At 30.1% G+C, this 19,830-nt stretch carries 19 protein-coding genes (1 of these 19 running past the window's edge); 2 read left to right on the forward strand and 17 right to left on the reverse strand.

From position 1 onward, the window contains the following. From DZ67_RS0101060 to DZ67_RS0101080, 5 genes are all read right to left on the reverse strand, one after another. On the reverse strand, positions 1-1,138 hold the 5' portion of the coding sequence (locus DZ67_RS0101060) for a citrate/2-methylcitrate synthase (RefSeq protein ID WP_024786860.1). The gene continues 713 nt to the left of window position 1, outside the view; only the first 1,138 of its 1,851 coding nucleotides appear in the window; it begins with the start codon at positions 1,136-1,138; its stop codon lies off the left edge, out of view. After that, positions 1,138-2,472: an ATP citrate lyase citrate-binding domain-containing protein gene (locus tag DZ67_RS0101065; protein ID WP_024786861.1), complete on the reverse strand. Its 1,335-nt coding sequence runs from the start codon at positions 2,470-2,472 to the stop codon at positions 1,138-1,140. Before DZ67_RS0101065 ends, DZ67_RS0101060 begins: the two co-directional genes overlap by 1 nt. Before the next feature lie 84 nt (positions 2,473-2,556). Further along, positions 2,557-3,702 (reverse strand): glycosyltransferase family 39 protein, encoded by a 1,146-nt coding sequence (locus DZ67_RS0101070; protein WP_024786862.1) that lies wholly within the window; start codon positions 3,700-3,702, stop codon positions 2,557-2,559. Beyond that, the gene (locus tag DZ67_RS0101075) at positions 3,699-4,262 is read right to left on the reverse strand and encodes an anthranilate synthase component II (protein WP_024786863.1); all 564 of its coding nucleotides are present in this window, start codon (positions 4,260-4,262) and stop codon (positions 3,699-3,701) included. Before DZ67_RS0101075 ends, DZ67_RS0101070 begins: the two co-directional genes overlap by 4 nt. A 25-nt stretch (positions 4,263-4,287) precedes the next feature. Further along, the gene (locus DZ67_RS0101080; protein ID WP_024786864.1) at positions 4,288-4,623 is read right to left on the reverse strand and encodes a winged helix-turn-helix domain-containing protein; all 336 of its coding nucleotides are present in this window, start codon (positions 4,621-4,623) and stop codon (positions 4,288-4,290) included. A 59-nt stretch (positions 4,624-4,682) separates the two neighbouring features. On the opposite strand from DZ67_RS0101080, the gene DZ67_RS0101085 reads away from it, so the two are divergent. Then, positions 4,683-5,579, forward strand: coding sequence for a methylenetetrahydrofolate reductase (locus DZ67_RS0101085; RefSeq protein WP_024786865.1), 897 nt, complete (start codon positions 4,683-4,685; stop codon positions 5,577-5,579). Here the strand turns inward: DZ67_RS0101085 and DZ67_RS0101090 are convergent. From DZ67_RS0101090 to ppk2, 12 genes are all read right to left on the reverse strand, one after another. Continuing rightward, positions 5,576-6,400 (reverse strand): hypothetical protein, encoded by an 825-nt coding sequence (locus DZ67_RS0101090; protein WP_024790521.1) that lies wholly within the window; start codon positions 6,398-6,400, stop codon positions 5,576-5,578. The genes DZ67_RS0101085 and DZ67_RS0101090 overlap by 4 nt on opposite strands. Before the next feature lie 10 nt (positions 6,401-6,410). Beyond that, positions 6,411-6,977, reverse strand: coding sequence for a helix-turn-helix domain-containing protein (locus tag DZ67_RS0101095; protein WP_024790522.1), 567 nt, complete (start codon positions 6,975-6,977; stop codon positions 6,411-6,413). Between the two features lie 5 nt (positions 6,978-6,982). After that, positions 6,983-7,570: a tetratricopeptide repeat protein gene (locus tag DZ67_RS0101100; protein WP_024786868.1), complete on the reverse strand. Its 588-nt coding sequence runs from the start codon at positions 7,568-7,570 to the stop codon at positions 6,983-6,985. Further along, positions 7,539-9,554: an urea transporter gene (locus DZ67_RS0101105; protein ID WP_024790523.1), complete on the reverse strand. Its 2,016-nt coding sequence runs from the start codon at positions 9,552-9,554 to the stop codon at positions 7,539-7,541. Before DZ67_RS0101105 ends, DZ67_RS0101100 begins: the two co-directional genes overlap by 32 nt. Positions 9,555-9,561: 7 nt before the next feature. Beyond that, entirely contained in the window at positions 9,562-10,896 is a 1,335-nt protein-coding gene (locus tag DZ67_RS0101110; RefSeq protein WP_024791698.1) for an alanine racemase, read from the reverse strand. Between the two features lie 10 nt (positions 10,897-10,906). After that, on the reverse strand, positions 10,907-11,908 hold the full coding sequence (locus DZ67_RS0101115; protein WP_024790524.1) for a carboxylate--amine ligase: 1,002 nt from the start codon (positions 11,906-11,908) through the stop codon (positions 10,907-10,909). Further along, positions 11,892-12,140: a PqqD family protein gene (locus tag DZ67_RS0101120; RefSeq protein WP_024786871.1), complete on the reverse strand. Its 249-nt coding sequence runs from the start codon at positions 12,138-12,140 to the stop codon at positions 11,892-11,894. Before DZ67_RS0101120 ends, DZ67_RS0101115 begins: the two co-directional genes overlap by 17 nt. 70 nt (positions 12,141-12,210) lie before the next feature. Beyond that, positions 12,211-13,659, reverse strand: a complete 1,449-nt coding sequence (gene guaB, locus DZ67_RS0101125; RefSeq protein ID WP_024786872.1) for an IMP dehydrogenase — start codon at positions 13,657-13,659, stop codon at positions 12,211-12,213. Beyond that, positions 13,656-15,011, reverse strand: a complete 1,356-nt coding sequence (gatA, locus tag DZ67_RS0101130; RefSeq protein ID WP_024786873.1) for an Asp-tRNA(Asn)/Glu-tRNA(Gln) amidotransferase subunit GatA — start codon at positions 15,009-15,011, stop codon at positions 13,656-13,658. The genes guaB and gatA overlap by 4 nt, the downstream gene beginning before the upstream one ends. Then, on the reverse strand, positions 15,008-15,115 hold the full coding sequence (locus DZ67_RS0101135; protein ID WP_024786874.1) for a hypothetical protein: 108 nt from the start codon (positions 15,113-15,115) through the stop codon (positions 15,008-15,010). The genes gatA and DZ67_RS0101135 overlap by 4 nt, the downstream gene beginning before the upstream one ends. After that, positions 15,108-17,852 (reverse strand): isoleucine--tRNA ligase, encoded by a 2,745-nt coding sequence (gene ileS, locus DZ67_RS0101140; protein WP_024786875.1) that lies wholly within the window; start codon positions 17,850-17,852, stop codon positions 15,108-15,110. Before ileS ends, DZ67_RS0101135 begins: the two co-directional genes overlap by 8 nt. A gap of 116 nt (positions 17,853-17,968) precedes the next feature. Further along, the gene (ppk2, locus tag DZ67_RS0101145) at positions 17,969-18,766 is read right to left on the reverse strand and encodes a polyphosphate kinase 2 (RefSeq protein ID WP_024786876.1); all 798 of its coding nucleotides are present in this window, start codon (positions 18,764-18,766) and stop codon (positions 17,969-17,971) included. Positions 18,767-18,816: 50 nt separating this feature from the next. Between ppk2 and DZ67_RS0101150 the strand changes: the two genes are divergently transcribed. Next, the gene (locus DZ67_RS0101150; RefSeq protein ID WP_024786877.1) at positions 18,817-19,824 is read left to right on the forward strand and encodes a CinA family protein; all 1,008 of its coding nucleotides are present in this window, start codon (positions 18,817-18,819) and stop codon (positions 19,822-19,824) included. The last annotated feature ends 6 nt before the right edge of the window (positions 19,825-19,830 follow it).

Here is a 19,830-nt window from a genome sequence, read left to right on the forward strand (position 1 = left end):
TATCAGGAGTAGCCACAGAACTAATAGGAATACCTGCATAAACAGCTTCTTCTCCCCTATCGTCACTGATTGTACAAACAAAATTTCTTGGTTTTCTAATTTTTCCTGCAGCAAGAGCTTTTGAATAATCTTCAGGAACAGGCGGAACATTAGGTTCTTTAATTTCTTCAATAACACCTTTTCCTTTTAATTCTTCATATACGCCTTTAATTACAAGAGGTAAATCGTTAAAGTTATCTGGAACGTGAATTCCGGCTTCTTTCATTGCTCTGTTTTTAGCTTCAGCAGTTTCAGCCTGGGCATTTGCACTGGCTCCGGCATGTCCAAATTGTACCCCACTGCTGAAATATTTTGCAATAGTACCTATACACCATCCGATAACCGGTTTAGTAATTTTACCTTCTTTTATTGCTTCGATTACTTTATATTCTTCTCTTCCACCTACTTCACCAAGTAATATCATATATTTAACTTGAGGATTTTTTTCCATTCTAAGTAAATGGTCGATAAATACGCTTCCTACGAATCTGTCACCACCAATAGCAACACCTTCGGCAATTCCGTCTGCATTTAGAGCTATAATATTTGAAAGTTCGTTAAATAAACCGCCACTTCTTGTTACAAGTCCGGCACTTCCGGGTCTATGAAGTTTAGATTTTACAATATTTTCAATGGTTCCGCCAATGTTTGCAACTTTAAATGCTCCTGGAACAATAGCACCCACAGTTGCAGGTCCTATTATAGTTACACCTTTTTCTCTTGCTTTTTTATTCATAAGCCTTGCAAGTCTTTCCGGAATTCCCTCAGCTGTTATCATAATTACTCTGAATTGATTCATATCAAGTGCTTCATTTGTTACATCATAAGCAGTTCTAAAAGAACCAAAATTAAGCAAAACATCTGCATTTGAATGATTTTTCACAGCTTCAGCAGTATTTTTATAAACAGGAATCATTACTTCATCTGTTCCAAAAAAGAATTTCTCAAATTTATTAGAACTTGTTGGAGCTACAATAGCTGCAACAGACGGTTTTTCCCTTTTAATTACATAATCATAATCAAGCATTCTTTGAATTGCTGATTTATTGTTATTCCAAAATATTGCCTGTGTATCCCTTGTAAATAGTGCATTACTCATTATTCAGCTCCTTTTTTGTCATCTTCAAGTGCCATTCTAACAATATCTGTAATATGTGTTTCAGGTCCGAAAACTTTAATTGGAAGTCCAAGTTTTTCAGCCGCCGCTTTTATATCTTTAAGACCTTTTTCATAATTCGGTCCGCCTCTTCTTACATAAATTCTGACACCTACATCTTTCATTTTATCTGCATATTTGTTAAATGCCTGGATAATACCTGTAAATGTTTTGGCTACATCTGTAAAGTTTGCAATAGCTCCACCAATTATTAAAATTTTATCTCTACCCTGAGGATCTTTTTCTCTTGTCATTAAATCAAGAACAGTCTCAGTATAAAATCTTGTTTCATCAGTAGTAGGACCACCTGAATATTCACCATAATTTGCTAATTCATTAACTCCACCGGCCAAATCGGCAATAGTATCCGCATAAACCACTGAAGCTCCTCCGCCTGCAACAAGTGTCCAAATTCTTCCCATTGGATTTAAAATAGTAAGTTTTAATGAAGCACCGCTTTTTGCATCAGCTTCGGCTATTGATTTTTCCTCAGGTGATTTTTCAGGCATACCAAAAGGTGTTGGAAATTCTATATCTCCCCATTTATCTTTCATTAAAAATCCAGCTGTATCGTCCAATCTTGCTACTAAATCTAAAATATAAACATTATTTCCTTGCAATACTAACGGATTTATTTCTAAATATGCAAAGTTTAAATCTCTAAAGAATTTATAAAACTGTTCCGCAAAAGTAACAAATCTTTCTTTGTTTTCTTCAGGAATGTCAGCCGGAACATTTGCCCTTACTAAATGCTCTAAATTTGCTTCATCCATATCTATCGGAATTTTAATTTCAGTAACTTTATCCCAATTTTCTTCTACTTCCATTCCACCGTGGGCACTTAGATATAATACATCATGATCAGCATCTAAAGTGGTAGCTGCTATATAATATTCTTCATCTTCAGTGTGCGGTGTAAAAGGTTCAACTATAAAATGGGTAAGCCTTCCTTTTTGCCCACTGAGCAAAGTCACATCATGGGAAGCTTTTTCATCTATCCATTTAGCCGCATCTTCAAGGGTAACATCTCCTGGTTTATTAACTTTAAATAAAACTAAATTGTTTTTACCCCTTTTACCAAAAAGCATATCAGGTTTTGCAACTAAAGGTTTTTCATTTAACCATGAATATTCTTCTTTTTTGGCCAATTCTCTTAACTCGTCTCCACTGGTAACCAATACACTTTCAAACGGATAATATAATCCGCTGAAATACTTTTCCCAATTTTGTTTAAAAAGTTTTTTTCCGTCATATTCACGAATAGGTTTTTGAGCCATTAATACTCCTTGAATTTTATTTTAAAAATTGTATCATTTATAAAAAATATTTGTGTTTAAATAATATATATTGAAATATTTTTCTTAAATAGTGTTTAATTTTGAAACATTTATTTTTAAAATTATCTTATTTTTGTGAAAAATCGAAACGCTGTTTTTATTTTTACTGTAAATCAATTTATATTTATCACCTTTTTTAATACCGTAAAACTCCAAAATTTCAGATAATTTTTCATTATTGCAGCTCATACTATATATTTTTTCTTTTTTTAAAATTTCAGCCAGATTTTTAGGAAAATAAAAACTGTAGCTTAATTTTTTTGCTGGCGTATATTTATTAAAAAACAAAGATATATCAAACATTATTAAAGATGTAAATAAAACAACAAATAATATTTTATAAAATTTTCTGAATCGTGGAAGTCTGACTTTATAAGATTTTAAAAACACTTTAACCATATTAATTACGAATCCTAAAGTATATGGAGCATAATCGTCTATTTTTATTTTCTGTCTGAAAGATAAAATCAGAGAAACAAAAAAAGCCGTTGCGGAAATAAAATATATTAAATCTTTTTTATAAAAAATATTTTTATATAATGCATACAAAAAATAGACAAATATAAAAGGCGAAAAAATTAAAAAATATGTACCGAATAGATCTAAAAAATAACCTTTCGGTCTGCCGTGTATTTTATATTCAAAGTAATTTGCATTAAAAGCCAATAAAATCAGACTAAAAATAAGCAGTTTTGTATCTCTTTTATAAATAGAATAAAAAATGAGCGCCAGATATAATGAAATTAAACTTTTGTCAACAAAAACATACAAAATTAACAGGATATAAGAAAAATTTCTGAATTTTTCATAACTATAAATAAATAACAGACTTAAAAAAATCAAATACACAGATTTATTGACTATCACAGAAGATATTATCATTCCCGGAATTAACATAAAAATATAAGTTGTGTAAATTATTTCTCTTTTTGTTTTCAGTTTTAATTTTGCTATATTATAAAAAATAACAACACTCAAAAATCCTGTAAATAATGAAGGGATACGCAACGCATAATCGTTTTTCCCAAATAAATCAAAAGAAAGATGTAAAATGTTTTTTAAAAAAGGAAAATGATTAATACTGTCTATTTCAACAAAAGAAAATGATAAAAATTCAACGCTGTATAAAAACAAAAAAAGATAAAAAATTATAATAGGCAGAAATTTCATAATTTAAGAAAATTGTTGATTATTTCTTTTCCGTGTTCACTCATAATCGATTCCGGATGATACTGAACTCCGAAAATTGGTTTATTTTTTACCCTCAGAGACATTACTTCATTATCATCAAGAGAATAAGACGTAGGTATAATAAATTCCGGCAGAGTTTTTTCATCCACCACAAGTGAATGGTATCTTGTAACCCTAAATTTTTCGGGAATATTTTCATATATATCATCATATATAGTTATTTCAATATCGCTTGTTTTTCCGTGCATCAAATTTTTTGCCCTTATTATTTTTGCTCCAAACGCATACGCAATTGACTGATGCCCAAGACATACACCAAGAATCGGTTTATCTATTTTCTTTATAACTTCCACACTGACTCCGGCTTCTTTTGGAGTCGAAGGGCCCGGGGAAATGATTATTTTTTCCGGATTTAATTTTTTAATTTCTTCTATATTCATTTCATCGTTTCTGATTATCTTCAAATTGGCCCCTAATTCCAGACAATACTGAACTATATTGTAAGTAAAAGAATCATAATTATCAATCATTAATATCATTAATAGCCTTTTTTAAGAAATTTTATCAAAATTTATCGTTATATTTTTCATTTATCTTTTTTTTAAATTCATTAATTTCTTTTTGTAAATTTTCAAAATTTTTAATAAGTTTTTTTCCGTAATCTGTCAAATATGTTCCTCCTCCGCCTTTTCCTCCACTTTGTTTTTCCACTACTTCTTTTTTAGATAAAGAATTAATGATATCTATTGCATCCCAAGCCGCCTTATAACTCATTTTCATCTCTTTTGCGGCTTTTGAAATAGAACCGTATTTATCAATTAATTTTAATAATCTTATCCTCCCTTTTCCCAAAAAACTTTTATTTTTTTTATCTATCCAGTAATTTATTTTTATTTCCATTTTTTTACTTTTTTAAAAATTATAACAAATTTGATAAAATTTCTTAAAAAAGGCTGTTAATGAAAGAAAAATTATTTAGTGAGAGTTTTTTAACGCTTGAAACAACTCCGCCTAAATTACCGACAATTGATCCTATGATAGAAAAATTAAAACATACAGAGGCATATAAATATGTAGACGGATTTACCACAACAGACTGCCCTTTAAGCAGACTAAAATACAATTCAATTATAGCAGCTTTTAAAATTCAGCAAACTTTTAATAAAAAAGTTATTGCAACAATGAGCATGAGAGACAGAAACATTATAGCGCTTCAAAGCGATTTACTTGGGGCAAACGATTTAAATGTTACAAATATTTTGGCACTAACAGGCGACCCGGCCAAAATGTCGGATCAGCCTAATGCAAAAGCGGTTGTGGAAGGAAGCAGTATAAAACTTCTTGAAATAATAAGGGCATTTAACAGCGGAATGGATTATGCGGGTAAAGAATTTAAAATAAAACCAAAACCAATAACTCCTTTTGCAGTAAGCAATTCATATGCAAAAAATTTTTATTCAATAGAAAAAAAAATTTATAAAAAAGTTAAACATTATGCTTTGGGAATAATTACCCAGCCTGTTTATGATATGGAAATTGTTGAAAAAATGCTTGATATTAGGGATAAAATAAGAAATAAATTTAAAGATGAAAGAAAAAAATTTGATATCGTTTTCGGTTTTTTTCCTATAACAAAACTAAAAACAGCCCAGTTTTTACATTCTCATGTTCCAGGCATTTATGTACCTGATGCATGGATAGAAAAATTAATAAAAGCACATAACATCAGCGAAGATGAAGAATATAAAGTTGGACTGGAACTCAGCAGAAATTTATTTAACAATTTGCAAAAAAAACACCCTAAAATTCACATCATGACAGCCAACAGATTTGAAATAGTAAAAGAGCTTTTTTAAAAAGCTCTTGAATATGACAACACATAAATATTTGAATAAGAATCCCCATTATCATCAAATTTATCTCTTTCAAATGAAACTTTAATATTATTAACTTTTTTGAAATTGTAATTTATATCTATTCCATAACCATTTTTATATTCGTCTCCGGTATTATAAACAACAAAACCATCATTTGCGATTTTATAGGCAAATTTACCAAATGTAGTTTTTAATGTTGTTGTCCAAGGACCTTTAAAATTTTGTAATTTCAAATCAAAGTTATTGTAATTTTTTTTAGGTGCAATACCATCTTTTGAAATATGAATATTATTATATTTTCCTTCCACGTAAAAACTACCAATATTTGAATAGTAATTACCAAAATTAAACCCTACTTTTGGAGTAATTTGTTTAACATTAAAATCTTTATAATCAGAAAAATAATAATCAACTCCAATATTATATTGTAAATATTTGTAATAATCAATTCCTCCAAAAAGTACTTTATTATAATGATATTTATCATACTGTTTCACCCAAAAATTATGCACTCCTGCATTAAATAACCAATTACTTTTATAATAAAAATTAATTTTTAATGTTAAATCTTTTTGTAACCAGTCTGGAATATTGTTTTTATAATCAATATTTAAATATTCCCCATCAATTTCAAATTTCACAGGCCATTTATAATAGCTATAATAAATTCCTCCTAATTTTGCTTTATCTTTTGATGTAGAACCGCTATAATTAATATAATTTCCATATGGCATAACAACAGATGAATTATATGCAAAACTTAAAACTGCAACACTTGATAAAAAAAGTATTTTTTTCATTTTTGCTCCTTTATTTTATTTTATAACCTAAATTTTTTTTATTTATAATATCAATACCTTTTTTTCTCAGGTTTGAAATTATAACTTTTATTGAATCAATATTTTCTATATAATCACAATTTTCAATCAATTCAATTTTTGAAATGTATCTGTTTTTATTGCTTAATAAAAAATCAATAATTTCTGTTTCAGCTTTTGTTAACTCTATTAAAATGTTTTTATGATATAAATGTTTTGTTTTAAAATTATAAATAAACTTTCCAAATTTTATTACCTCTTTTTTTGAAATTTTATTTCTTAAATATTTAAGTCTTAAAATAATTTTTTCATATTCACTGTATAAATAACAAAAATCACCAATATACAGAGCTTTTTTATAATATAATTCATCACATACATAATTTAAAAAAATTATATATCCATTATAAAAATTTTTTATTTTTTCAATTTCCCTGTAATTTGAAAAATCAGCTAAAATAACATCATAATGTTTAAAATTTACCTCATTGAAAAATGTTTCATTATCATAAACTTGTTTAAAATTAAATTCATTTGTTTCAAAAAAAGAATAATTCAATATATTCATTTTAAATATTTTTTTGCAATTATATTATTGGGATCTAAAATAATTACATTTTTAAATATCTCTTTTGCTTTTTGTTTATCCAACATTTCATATATTAACCCAAGTTGTGTTAAAAACAATACATTTGTTGGATAGAGTGTTAACATTTTATTTGCAACAGACAAAGATGATTTAAAATCTTTCTTATAATATAAAGCATTTGCCAAATAATAATTTGCATAAAAGTTATAATAATCTTTTTTTATTATAAGCTCTGAATATTCAATTGTTTTATCATATTTTCCCATATATAAATAAACTCTTGCTAAACCTAAAAGCGGTTCAATAGAATAAGGTAATATTAATGAGGCTTTTGTATAATGCTTTATTGAATTATTATAATTTTTATTTAAAAAAAAGAGATATCCTAGTCTTAAATTTAAAGTGTATCCATTAGGATATTTTTTATATAAAGGAATTAATACTTTTATAGCATCTTTATAATCCCCCATTTTTTCATAATTATAAGATTTATAATAAATATCTTTTATATTTAAAGCAAATAGATTTAAACTAACTATTATTAACATAATCCATTTTTTCATAAACTCTCCTTAACTCAAAATTTTTACTCTTAATCTTTTCAAAACCTTTTTCATAAAATGAAAAATAAACTTCACCAAAAGAAGACTTTACACACAAATTTTCTTTAAAATAACTATCTTTTTTTAAGAAAAATTTAAAATTAAATGGTAACAAAAATTCAATTAAAATTAATTTAAATTTATTAAGCCTTATGTCTATCGGTAATATATCTTCATAATTTATATTTTTATTAATAAGAGGAATTTTTGGAACTAATTTAAAAATTTCCTTAAGATATGAATCTTTTCCATCATACACATAAAAATAAAACAGTTTACCCTGCATATAAAAAAACAGTTTGTTTTTACCATCAAACAGGTAAAATTCCCCTTTGTCATTCATTTTTACAGTAAATTCAATTATATTTCCGTTATTATCTTTAAATTTGTAGATATCATCTAAAATAAAATTAAACCTTAATTTCATAGACTTATCTAAAATCGTAGCTTCTATTTCATCATCTTTTTTAGGCAGAGAATAAAAATAGAGTTTGTTATTTTTTATATAATCAAAAAATTTAAAAGGTAATGTTTCACTTCCTAAAACTCCGTACTTTTGAACCTGAATATGTATGTGAGGTTCTGGGGAATAACCGCTGTTTCCACATTTTCCTATAATATCTCCAACTTTCACATAATCTCCGACATTAACTTTTGCAGAATACTGCATTAAATGGGATATTTCTACAAAAAAACCTAAATCACTTTTTATAATTACATAATTCCCCCAATTATTAACCCTATCTACCTCTCCAATGATGTTGTCTTTTAAATCATCTCTTTTGGCAACAACATATCCATTAACAGGAGATAAAACATCTTGAGAAAAAGCAAAATAATCTTCTAAAAAAAGACCATCATTTCTATAGGATTTTCCGTTTTTTTTAATTACAAAATCATATGCGTATTTCCATTTCCCTTTATGGGTCCATTCCCCATCAAATGCCTGATAAACGCTCCATTTTCCTGAAAATGGCAAATGAATTTTAATATCGTTGCCTCCAAACCTGAATGTAGAACTCAAAAAAGAAATTAAAGATTTTTCAGGTGTCCCTTTTATTGAATAATTAAAATAAACATACCCTACACTATATAAAAGCAAAATCACCATTATTGTTATAAAATTAAAAGGAAGTGTATAAACCGGAAGTGAATATAACTGAAAAAATACTTGCATAGCATCAACAACAACAACTGAAACAATAACAGACAAAATTGCAATAAGATAATTTTTAAATGTTGGAAGTAAAAAAACACCCCCTATAGCCATTGCAATTAATATAAAATTAAAATTATATGCAGAATTTAATGCTTCATATTTATTTACAAAAAAAGAATGGAAAATAACTCCTGCATAAAAACCGATTATTGAAAGAAAAAATAAAATTCTAGAATAAATTAAAATTAATAAACTTATAACTACACCAGCCGCTTCAAAAGGTAAAAAAAATATTGTCCCCATAGAAATGAAATATTCTTTTAAAAAAGGAAAATTAACATCAAAAACAGGCGTATGGTTTAAAATATTATTAACAAGTGTTGTATATTTAAAGCTCGCTAAATAAAAAAACATACTCACTATTGCAAAAGGAAAAGAAAGAATAGGAAGTGAATATTTTATAAAAATTCTATTTAAAGAAAAAGAAATTAAAAAAGTCAGTATTGATAATATAAACGTCAATAAAATAGTGGCAATACTTACATCAAAATAAAATCCAACCCCCATTCCAACAAGCAAAGAGTTGTATAAATAAAAACCATATTTAATATATTCTTCTCTTATATTAATTAATTCTGCAAAAATTATAGTAGAAATAATGGCAACTAATCCTAATATACCTACACTTGGCAGTAAAAAAGAAAGAAAAAACAATATTACTGCTGCTTTTACATCTCTTAAAAAGAGAATAGAGATATAAGGCTTAAATAATATTTTTAAATCCATTTTTTTCCTATTTTAAATAATCCGGAATAATCTCTTTTTCAACAACATAATCCAAATCATCAGCTTTTCTTATTAAATGAATATTAGAATTCTTGTCTATAAGTACAACTCTTGGACGATATCTGATAAATTGCATTGACTGAGTGTAATTATATGCACCAACCGGCCAAATACTTAACACACTTCCTCTTTCAAGTGGAGGCAACATTATATTTTCCGCTATTACATCTATATTCATACAAAGAGGACCGTTAATTTGGCTTGGTTCATTTAAACCTTCATATCTTTTATCAAGAGCTATATCAAAATTATACCAAAATGCTGTATATAGTAAATTTACTCCAGCATCAACAATATAACTTTTTTTGCCATCAGGCATTCTTTTACTTGCAAAAACAGAAGTTAATAAATAACCTGCTTCATCAATTAATGCTCTTCCAGTTTCTAAATAAAGTTTTGGAAGTTTTTTTTCATTAAATTCATAAATTGCGTTTGTAATGGCTTCTGCATACTCATCTGCACTTGGTACAATTACTTCTGGAGACTGATATACTCCTTTTAGTCTATTTCTACTTGCAAATCCTCCTCCAATGTCAATATATTCAATTTCATAACCAAAATCATTTTCAACTTTTTGTTTTAAATTCATAAGTTTTCTAACTTCATTGGCATAAGCATTTGCACTTAACATAAATGTTCCTATGTGAGCATGAAGACCAATTAAATAAAGTTTTTTTCCTTTATATATTCTTTTTATTGCTTCATATGCTTCACCATTGTCTATATTAAATCCAAATCTTGACCATTGGGGATAAATCCCAGTATCCATATTACATCTTATAGCCACAGGAATATTAATTCCAAGTTCATCTGCAATATCTTCTAAATCATTTATTTCATACAAATGGTCTATATGAATTTTAGCACCCTCTTTAACAGCAACTCTTAAAGCCTCTTTTGGCTTATATGGGCCGTTAAAAATAATATCTTTCCCTTCAATCCCGTTTCTTCTTGCTTTTTGATATTCAAACTCACTTACAACTTCAGCCTTACTTCCAAGTTTATGATAAATTTTACATATTGCATCTAAATAATTAGTTTTATAACTCCACCAAAACTCAACTTCTGGATATCTACTCGAAAAAGCTTCTTTAAACTCTAAATATTTATCTTCAATAACCCTCTGACTAAAAACAAATAGTGGTGAGCCAAATTTTTCAACTAAATCCCTAACTTTTACTCCATCTATTTCACTTCTTATTTTTTGAGATTTAAGATGTGAACCATATTTACTTGCAAGTGCAAAATCAACTCTGTTTATTGTCGGTTTTTCATAATTCATTTTTTTCTCCTTAAAGTTCTTTTTTATTCATAAGTGTTAAAAATTTATTAAAATCTACACTCTTTTCTTCCACATATCTTATATACATTTTTTCAAGAGGATATTCCAAATTTTGTTTAACATTTTTACCATTTATTAATTCTATTAATATCTGAGGAAGATTAACTCCTAAATCAGTAGCAAAATACACCCATGCAGGAAATCTTGGATTTATCTCAATTAAGTAAATTTCATTTTCAAAAACCATTGCTTCAAGTTCAAAAGCCCCTCTCCAGTTTTTAGAAAATTCTATTGCCAAATTTAAAAGTTTTTCATTTTTAATACTAACAGCACTCCAAACTTTCCCTAAATCTGTTGTGGTTAATTTTTTAATAGCAACCCCGCCTTTGAGTTCATAGTTACTAATTCCTACATAATTAATTTCAATTCCGTTAATGACTTCCTGTGCCAAAAGAGGAAATCCCCATTCATTTGAAATTTTGTAAAAATATTCAATTGCCTCATCCAAATTATAAGCCTTATAGGCTTTGTAATAATTTCCTTTAACCATTACAGGAAAACCTAATTCTTTTGTAGCTATAATTAAATCATCAAGAGATAAAATTTTAATAGTTTTAGGATGTTTAACACCAAGTTTTTTACAAAATTCGCTAAGTTTTGATTTATCTCTCATTTCAAACTGTTTAAGGGTTGGTAAAAATGTTTTTAATCCCAATTCTTCAATGTTTTTCTGATATTTAATATATAAAGGTAGTTCAGCATCTAAGTTTGGTATTAAAACATTAATATCAGATTTTTCCTTAATATATCTGATTCTGTTTTCAAACTCTTCATAACCAAGAGTTGGATAAGGCATTAAATAAACTTTTTCAAATAAATCCTGATAAACTCCCGGCTCATTTGGGTCATAACTTAAGCCAATTAATTTATATTTATCTTTTAAACTTTTGGCAACTCCTATACCAGGAGCTGGATTGTCAGTGTTATTTAATCCACTAATTGCTATTTTCATTGATTAGCCCATAAATTTTTAATTTTTGAAAAAAATCATTAACATCAATATAAACTTCTCTCCAATCTTTATTAGTTTCAGATGAAATAATAGATATTATTTCATCTTTATTTTTACCTTCTTTAATTAGCTCAATAATTCTTTTTGCTGTATCATTTAACTGAAAGGTAATACCAAGAGATGGAATAAATCCCATATTATTTTCATCAATAACCATTTCATTTATCAACATAACAACTCCTTAATTTTTTAAAATGATAAAAAAGAAAGGTAAATGGAAAGTTAATGAAGAAAAAAGAAAATTATTGGTGATAATTAGGAGCTTCTTTTGTAATAGTTACATCATGCACATGTGATTCTTTAAGACCGGCACTTGTAATTTCCACAAATTCAGCCCTTTCCCAGAAAGTCGGTATATTTTTTGCACCGCAGTATCCCATAGAAGACCTAAGACCACCAATCAACTGGTGAATTACATCGGCAATTTTCCCTCTGTATGGAACCATACCTTCAATTCCTTCAGGAACCAACTTATCAGCCGCTGTTCCCTCCTGAAAATATCTGTCATTGCTTCCTTTTTGCATAGCACCGATACTTCCCATACCTCTGTATGCTTTATACTGTCTTCCCTGATACATAATAGTTTCACCTGGACTTTCTTCCGTACCTGCGAGTAAGCTTCCAATCATTACACAGCTTGCACCGACTGCCAAGGCTTTTGCGATATCTCCCGAATATTTAATACCTCCGTCCGCTATTACAGGTACATCAAATTCTGCCGCAGCAGCCGCACATTCATCAATCGCACTGATTTGAGGAACCCCTACGCCTGCGACTATCCTTGTTGTACATATACTTCCCGGACCTATTCCTACTTTTACACCGTCGGCCCCCGCTGCAATTAAATCTCTTGTTGCCCCTGCCGTAGCTACATTCCCGGCCACCACATCAACATCAAATCTTTTTTTGATATCACTAACCAAATCTAAAATACCCTGAGAATGACCGTGGGCCGAATCTACAACGATTACATCAACGCCGGCTCCTACAAGCGCGGCGGCTCTTTCAATTCCATTTCCGACCCCAACCGCAGCAGCCACTCTTAATCTTCCGTATTTGTCTTTATTTGCGTTTGGATAATCTTTTTTCTTTTGGATATCTTTAATGGTAATAAGCCCTTTTAAATAACCGTCTTCATCCACAATAGGAAGTTTTTCAATTTTATTTTTATGCAGGATTTGTTCTGCTTGCTCTAATGTTATTCCCTCTCTTGCGGTAATTAACGGCATAGGAGTCATAAGATCTTTTACCAATCTATTATAATTTTGTTCAAATCTAAGGTCTCTGTTTGTAAGAATACCGAGCAGTTTATCATTTTTATCAACCACAGGCACGCCAGAAATTTTATATGTTGCCATAATTTCAAGAGCTTTAGCAATAGTGTCTTCAGGGTAAACTTTGACAGGGTCTATTATAATACCGCTTTCACTTTTTTTAACTTTAATTATTTCTTTCGCCTGAGTCTCAATATCCATATTTTTATGAATTACCCCTATTCCTCCAAGTCTTGCCAATGCAATTGCAGCTCTTGCTTCTGTAACAGTATCCATAGCAGCAGAAACAATGGGAATATTTAAAGACACATTTCTTGTAAATCTTGTTTTTAAATTCACTTCTTTAGGCAAAACATTAGAATGCTGTGGAACTAAAAGTACATCTTCAAAAGTCAGAGCTTTATATTTTATTCTCATTTACTATCCTTTACAATGTTTTCAACTATTTTTGCACCGTCAAAAAGAGTCTGTTCGTCAAAATGTTTTGCAATAAGCTGCATACCTATTGGCATATTATCTTTATCTTTTGCAATAGGTTGAGAAATTGCAGGAACTCCCGCTAAGTTTACACTTATTGTATATATATCGCTTAAGTACATATCAAGGGGATCTTTTTTAGAATTAAATTCAAATGCTGTTGTCGGTGTGACAGGTATCAAAACCAAATCAGCCTCGCTGAATAATTTGTCATATTCGTTTTTAATGATATGTCTTACTTTTTGGGCTTTTAGATAATAAGCGTCATAATATCCGCTTGAAAGAACGAATGTTCCGAGCATGATTCTTCTTTTTACTTCTTCTCCAAACTGTGCTCTTGTCAATTTGTAAGTCTGTTTTAAATCTTTTCCTTCAATTCTGTTTCCGTATCTCATACCGTCAAATCTCGCAAGATTTGAGCTTGCTTCGGCCGTTGCCACTACATAATAAGTTGCCACATCTATTTTGGAATTCATCAGACTCTTATGAATAATTGTATGACCTTCTTTTTCAAGAGTGTTTATTACATCAAAAATAGCTTTCTTTATCTCTTCGCTTGCTTCATCTATATAATTATCAATTACCGCTATTTTTAATTTTCTGTTTTCATTAAATTCTATTTTTTTATTCTCAACAGGTGCTGAAGTTGAATCATTTCTATCATACCCGGCAATAATATTGTATAAAATTGCGGCATCTTCAACATTTTGTGTAATCGGCCCGATTTGGTCAAGACTGCTTGAAAAAGCCGTGAGCCCGTATCTGCTAACTCTTCCGTAAGTAGGCTTCATGCCCACAACCCCACAAAATGCGGCAGGCTGACGAATTGAACCTCCGGTATCACTTCCAAGAGCGGCAATTGCAAGATTGGCACCGACTACTGCGGCACTTCCCCCGCTGCTTCCGCCAGGAACCCTGTTTGGATTATTGGGATTTAATGTTTTTCCGTAAGTGCTTGTTTCTGTAGAACTTCCCATTGCAAATTCATCCATATTTGTTTTACCAAAAGGACTTAGTCCGTTATTTAGCATTTTTTCAATTACTGTTGCATTATAAGGGGCCACATAACCTTTTAAAATTTTAGACGCACACGTAATTTCCCAGCCTTTTACGTTTATATTGTCTTTTATTGCAACAGGAATTCCGTCTCCCAATTCATTTAAATCAGTACCTAAAAACTGTTCAATATACCCACCGAGCTCTTTTTTTTCTTTCGCTTTTTTCCTTATATCTTTTTTAATTTCCTTTATCTCTTCTTTAGGTAATGTTAAAGCTTCTTTCAGTGTTATCATTTATTCTCCTTTAAATTTTTAAGCCACAAATATATTAAATAACTCCCTACCGCCAAAAAAATTGCAGTTAAAGCAACAAGCCATGAAGGAACAGGTTTATCCATTTATAACCTTATTGCATCTAACACATAATCCGCCTTCTTCTTTTGCCAGATATCTCCAGCATCTTGGGCATTTATGCAGAGGAGATTTTTTAATTTTTATAACAAACTGCTCATCTTTTGTATGAAATTCGCCAAATTCCTCTCCTTCTATTTCATCACCAATCATACTGACAACAAAAAAATCAGCCATTTCTTCATTTATTAATTCCACATAATTCGTTTCAATGGCAAGTTCAAGAGTATCTTTTATAACTTTTTCTTTTTTAAGTTTATCAACAAGTTCAAAAAATCTTCTTCTTATTTCGAGAATTTCATCACTTATAGGATTTTCCACATCTGCCAAAGGGGTATATACAAAATCAAATACATCCTTTGCGTCTTCTTTTATAACATTAGGTGCATGCTCAACCGCTTCATCCATTGTATATGTAAGAACAGGTGCCAAAATAGAAACAAGACCTCTTGCTATTAAAGCCATAGCACTCTGGGAATTTCTTCTTTTAGGAGAATTTTTAGCCTCACAATAGAGTCTGTCTTTACAAACATCAAGATATATTGCGCTAAGCTCGGTAACTATAAAATTATTTAAAATATTAAGAGCTTTCGAAAAATCATATTTGTTAAACAGATATATAACCTCATCAAACACATTTTTAGCCCTGTTTAATATCCATTTATCTATATTTGAGGGAGCACTTAGATTTATTTCTTCCAAATCATTAACATTGGCAAGTAAAAATCTTATTGTATTTCTCAGCTTTCTGTATTGTTCAGAAACCTGTTTTAATATATTTTCCCCAAGTTTTATATCTCCGCTGTAATCACTGCTCGCAACCCATAACCTCAGGATTTCGGTTCCGTATTTTTTGGCAACTTCACTAGGTGCAACAACATTCCCTTTTGATTTGCTCATTTTTTCACCGTTTTCATCAACAGTAAATCCGTGTGTTAAAATTGATTTATACGGTGCTTTATTTTCAACTGCGGTTGAAACAAGCAATGAACTTTGGAACCAGCCCCTGTGCTGGTCGCTTCCTTCAAGATACATACTCGCCGGATAATTACCAGCATCGTATCTGCCTGATTTAAGCACTGCAAACCATGTAGAGCCGCTGTCAAACCAAACATCCAAAATATCATCTATTTTTTCAAGTTTAGGCGCCATTTCTTTTTTATTTTCAGGTAAAAGTTCCTCTATGCTCATTTCATACCAGGCATCGGCACCTTTTACTTTAAAAATACTATAAATATTTTCAATAATTTCATCGTCTATTATTAGCTCACCTGTTTCTTTATTTCTAAAAAACGCAATTGGCACTCCCCAGTCTCTTTGTCGTGAAATACACCAGTCAGGTCTGTTGCTGAGCATTGATGTTAATCTGTTTTTACCGGTTTTTGGGGTAAATTCAATATTTTCAATTTCTTTTAGGGCTTTGTTTCTTAGTGTATTACCTTCGTAATCTTTATCCATTGCTATAAAAAACTGTTTTGTCGCCCTGAAAATAACAGGATTGTGACATCTCCAGCAATGAGGATAAGAGTGGGTAAATTTAGAGGATTTTATTAAATTCTCACCAAGCAGTTCCAAAATTTTTTCATTTGCCTCGAATATATGCATTCCTACAAATTCGCTTGAAACTTCTCCCAAAAGTTTTTCAGTTTCTAAAGTTTTTGAATATTTACCTTCACTGTCAACCGGCTGTAATATATCCGAATATCCGTATTTTAACCATACTTTATAATCTTCTTCCCCGTGCCCCGGAGCCGTATGAACGCAGCCTGTTCCGCCGTCCATTGTCACATGTTCTCCGAGTAAAATCACAGAAGTTCTGTTGTTTAAGGGATTTATTGCTTTTAAACCTTCAAGTTCTTTCGAATCAAATTCTTTTACAATATCCCCTCTTACAACATCTTCACTTCTTAATGTCTCATAAAGAGGTTTGGCAACTATAAAATCATCGCTTGTCAAAACATATTTAACTTCAGGAGAAAGAGCTATTCCCATATTTGCCGGAAGCGTCCAAGGTGTTGTTGTCCAGATTATTATTTTGGCATGTTTAGTTCCAAGAGTTTTGTTTGCCTCTTTGCTTAGAGGAAATGTAACATAAATGGAATAATCTTGCTTTTCTTCATATTCGACCTCAGCTTCAGCAAGTGCTGTTTCATCATGCATACACCAAAAAACAGGCTTGCTTCTTTCTACTAAAAGCCCTTTTTTCGCTATTTCGCTTAATGCTTTATAAATATCCGCTTCAAAAGCAAAATCCATCGTCTTATAAGGATTTTCCCAATCTCCTATAATACCGAGAGCCTTAAATTCTTCTTTTTGTATTTCTATAAATTTGGCGGCATGAGTCCGGCAAAGTTCCCTTATTTTTGTTTTAGGAAGATTTTCTTTTTTTGCCCTTCCGATTTTCTTTTCAACCTGCTGCTCAATAGGAAGGCCGTGACAGTCCCAACCGGGTACATATCTTATATCAAAACCCTGAAAATAATAAAATTTATTGATTATATCTTTTAGAATTTTATTTAAAGCATGCCCTATATGAATATGACCGTTTGCATAAGGGGGACCGTCATGAAGATTAAATCTTTCATTGCCTTGTCTGTTTTGTTTCATTTTTTCATAAACATTTTCACTAAACCATTTTTTATATCTTTTTGGTTCGTTTTGAGGTAAATTTCCGCGCATGGGGAATGTAGTCTTGGGCAAAAGAAGAGTTTCTTTATAATCCATTAAAGTTTCCTTTTTTTGCGAAGTATTATACCATAAATGTTAAGTGAAAAATGAAAAGTGCAAAATGAAAAATAAATTATCTACAATTTTTCACTTTTAATCTTTAACTTTCCATTTTATTCAATATGCGAAACAAATTTCACAATAGTAGGATCAGGCAGAAAAAAATAATCTTTATCATCATAATCAAACTGGGAGATAATATCCCTTATTATATTAATTCTTGCTCTTTTTTTATCATTTGCATCAACTATAACCCATGGTGCATAAGGAGTTGAGCTTGCGGCAAACATATCATCTTTTAATTTTTGATATTCATCATAATGCTCATAACTTTTCCAGTCAAGTGTTGAGAGTTTCCATTTTTTTAGCGGATCCGTTTCACGGGATTTTAATCTTTTATACATTTCCTCCTTGCTGATGTTTAAATAATATTTAAAAAATTTTATTCCATCATCTACTATAAGTTCTTCAAATCTCGGACACTGACGGATAAATCTTAAATATTCCTCATGGGTGCAAAATCCGAAAACAACTTCAACCCCTGCCCTGTTGTACCAGCTTCTGTTAAAAAATACCATTTCTCCACCGGCCGGGAAATGAGGTACATATCGCTGAAAATACCATTCACTTTTTTCTTTATTGCTTGGTTTATCAAGAGCCACGCTTCTGGCAAACCTTGGATTTAAATGTTCAAGTATTCTTTTTATTGTTCCGTCTTTTCCCGCGGTATCCATTCCTTCAAAAACTATTAACATTCTTTTTTGATTTTTTTGAATCCATGTCTGAAGTTTTACAAGCTCTATTTGAAGATTTAAAAGTTCTTTTTCATAAAATTTATCTTTCAATTTTCCGTTTTTTTTAAACACTTTCTCTTTAGGCAAGGTATATTCAGGCAAATTGTTTTTTTTCATTTTTTACTCCTTTTTGATACAATAACTTAATTATAACAAAAGGATAAACAATGGAAGTAATTTTTGTAGGAAAAGCTTGGAAATTTAAAAAAAATCTAAGAGATGAACTTTTAAAAAAAATTGATTATGACAAACTTACATTTTTAGATAAATTCGATATTAATTTTAAGCCCCAAAAAGAAACACTGATTGTCACAGATGAAAATTCTTATCCTCTTGTAGCCAAAATATTTGCAAACCTTACAAATCAAAATTTAGTGGTAAAAGACAATTTTTTGGTTCCCGAAATGGCAAAATATTCTAAAAATTCCTTCTTAATTGATTTTTATTATCAAATAAATATAATATTATTAAAAGACCAAATACCTGAAATTTTAATAATATCCCCGGAATATGAAGAAATAAACATATTCAATCTGGATATAGAGAGTGCGAAACTGCTATTGGAGCCTGTTTTTAACGCCTATAAAATAAACCCCGTTATTTTCGAAGAAGCGGGAATAATAAAAATTTACACCGAACCTATTGATTTTAATATAAAAAAGGAAATTTTAAGCACTGTTCCCTATACTGTTTTTGGAAATATATTCGAGCATATTGTAAACAATCTACCTCCTAAAAAAATTACTTTTGCAGAAAGCTGCACAGGAGGGCTTATTGCAAGCACTCTAACAAAAATTTCAGGAAGCAGTAACTGCTTTGATGGAAGTGTTGTAAGCTATGCAAACAGAATAAAACACGAATGGCTTGGAGTTGAAGAGCTGACACTTGAAAAATACGGTGCTGTAAGCGAACAAACTGTAAAAGAGATGCTCCTCGGGGCACTTGAAATTTCTAAGGCAGATTATGCCCTGGCCGTTAGCGGAATAGCCGGACCTACAGGGGGAACACCTCAAAAACCAGTGGGAACTGTATATATAGGCGTGGCAAACAAAAAAGAACTTAAAGTAGAACTTTTACACCTCAAAGGTGACAGAAATTATAATCAGTATCTGGCAATGATGAATGCAATAAGACTTTTTATTACATTTAGCGGCCTTTATAGTAAAATTTCATAAAAAGGC

Origin of the sequence: Lebetimonas sp. JS138, from assembly GCF_000523335.1 — a bacterium.
GTDB lineage: Bacteria > Campylobacterota > Campylobacteria > Campylobacterales > Nautiliaceae > Lebetimonas.

Bases quoted from the DNA above. Each gene is read 5' to 3' on its own strand.
- DZ67_RS0101085 (WP_024786865.1), top strand. From the start codon at position 4,683: ATGAAAGAAAAATTATTTAGTGAGAGTTTTTTAACGCTTGAAACAACT.
- DZ67_RS0101135 (WP_024786874.1), bottom strand. From the start codon at position 15,115: ATGGATAAACCTGTTCCTTCATGGCTTGTTGCTTTAACTGCAATTTTT.
- DZ67_RS0101110 (WP_024791698.1), bottom strand. From the start codon at position 10,896: ATGAATTATGAAAAACCGACAATAAACAGAGTTGATTTTGCACTTGCA.
- gatA (WP_024786873.1), bottom strand. From the start codon at position 15,011: ATGATAACACTGAAAGAAGCTTTAACATTACCTAAAGAAGAGATAAAG.
- DZ67_RS0101070 (WP_024786862.1), bottom strand. From the start codon at position 3,702: ATGAAATTTCTGCCTATTATAATTTTTTATCTTTTTTTGTTTTTATAC.
- DZ67_RS0101090 (WP_024790521.1), bottom strand. From the start codon at position 6,400: ATGAAAAAAATACTTTTTTTATCAAGTGTTGCAGTTTTAAGTTTTGCA.
- DZ67_RS0101080 (WP_024786864.1), bottom strand. From the start codon at position 4,623: ATGGAAATAAAAATAAATTACTGGATAGATAAAAAAAATAAAAGTTTT.
- guaB (WP_024786872.1), bottom strand. From the start codon at position 13,659: ATGAGAATAAAATATAAAGCTCTGACTTTTGAAGATGTACTTTTAGTT.
- DZ67_RS0101100 (WP_024786868.1), bottom strand. From the start codon at position 7,570: ATGAAAAAATGGATTATGTTAATAATAGTTAGTTTAAATCTATTTGCT.
- ileS (WP_024786875.1), bottom strand. From the start codon at position 17,852: ATGGATTATAAAGAAACTCTTCTTTTGCCCAAGACTACATTCCCCATG.
- DZ67_RS0101065 (WP_024786861.1), bottom strand. From the start codon at position 2,472: ATGGCTCAAAAACCTATTCGTGAATATGACGGAAAAAAACTTTTTAAA.
- DZ67_RS0101105 (WP_024790523.1), bottom strand. From the start codon at position 9,554: ATGGATTTAAAAATATTATTTAAGCCTTATATCTCTATTCTCTTTTTA.
- DZ67_RS0101115 (WP_024790524.1), bottom strand. From the start codon at position 11,908: ATGAAAATAGCAATTAGTGGATTAAATAACACTGACAATCCAGCTCCT.
- DZ67_RS0101150 (WP_024786877.1), top strand. From the start codon at position 18,817: ATGGAAGTAATTTTTGTAGGAAAAGCTTGGAAATTTAAAAAAAATCTA.
- ppk2 (WP_024786876.1), bottom strand. From the start codon at position 18,766: ATGAAAAAAAACAATTTGCCTGAATATACCTTGCCTAAAGAGAAAGTG.
- DZ67_RS0101075 (WP_024786863.1), bottom strand. From the start codon at position 4,262: ATGATATTAATGATTGATAATTATGATTCTTTTACTTACAATATAGTT.
- DZ67_RS0101120 (WP_024786871.1), bottom strand. From the start codon at position 12,140: ATGTTGATAAATGAAATGGTTATTGATGAAAATAATATGGGATTTATT.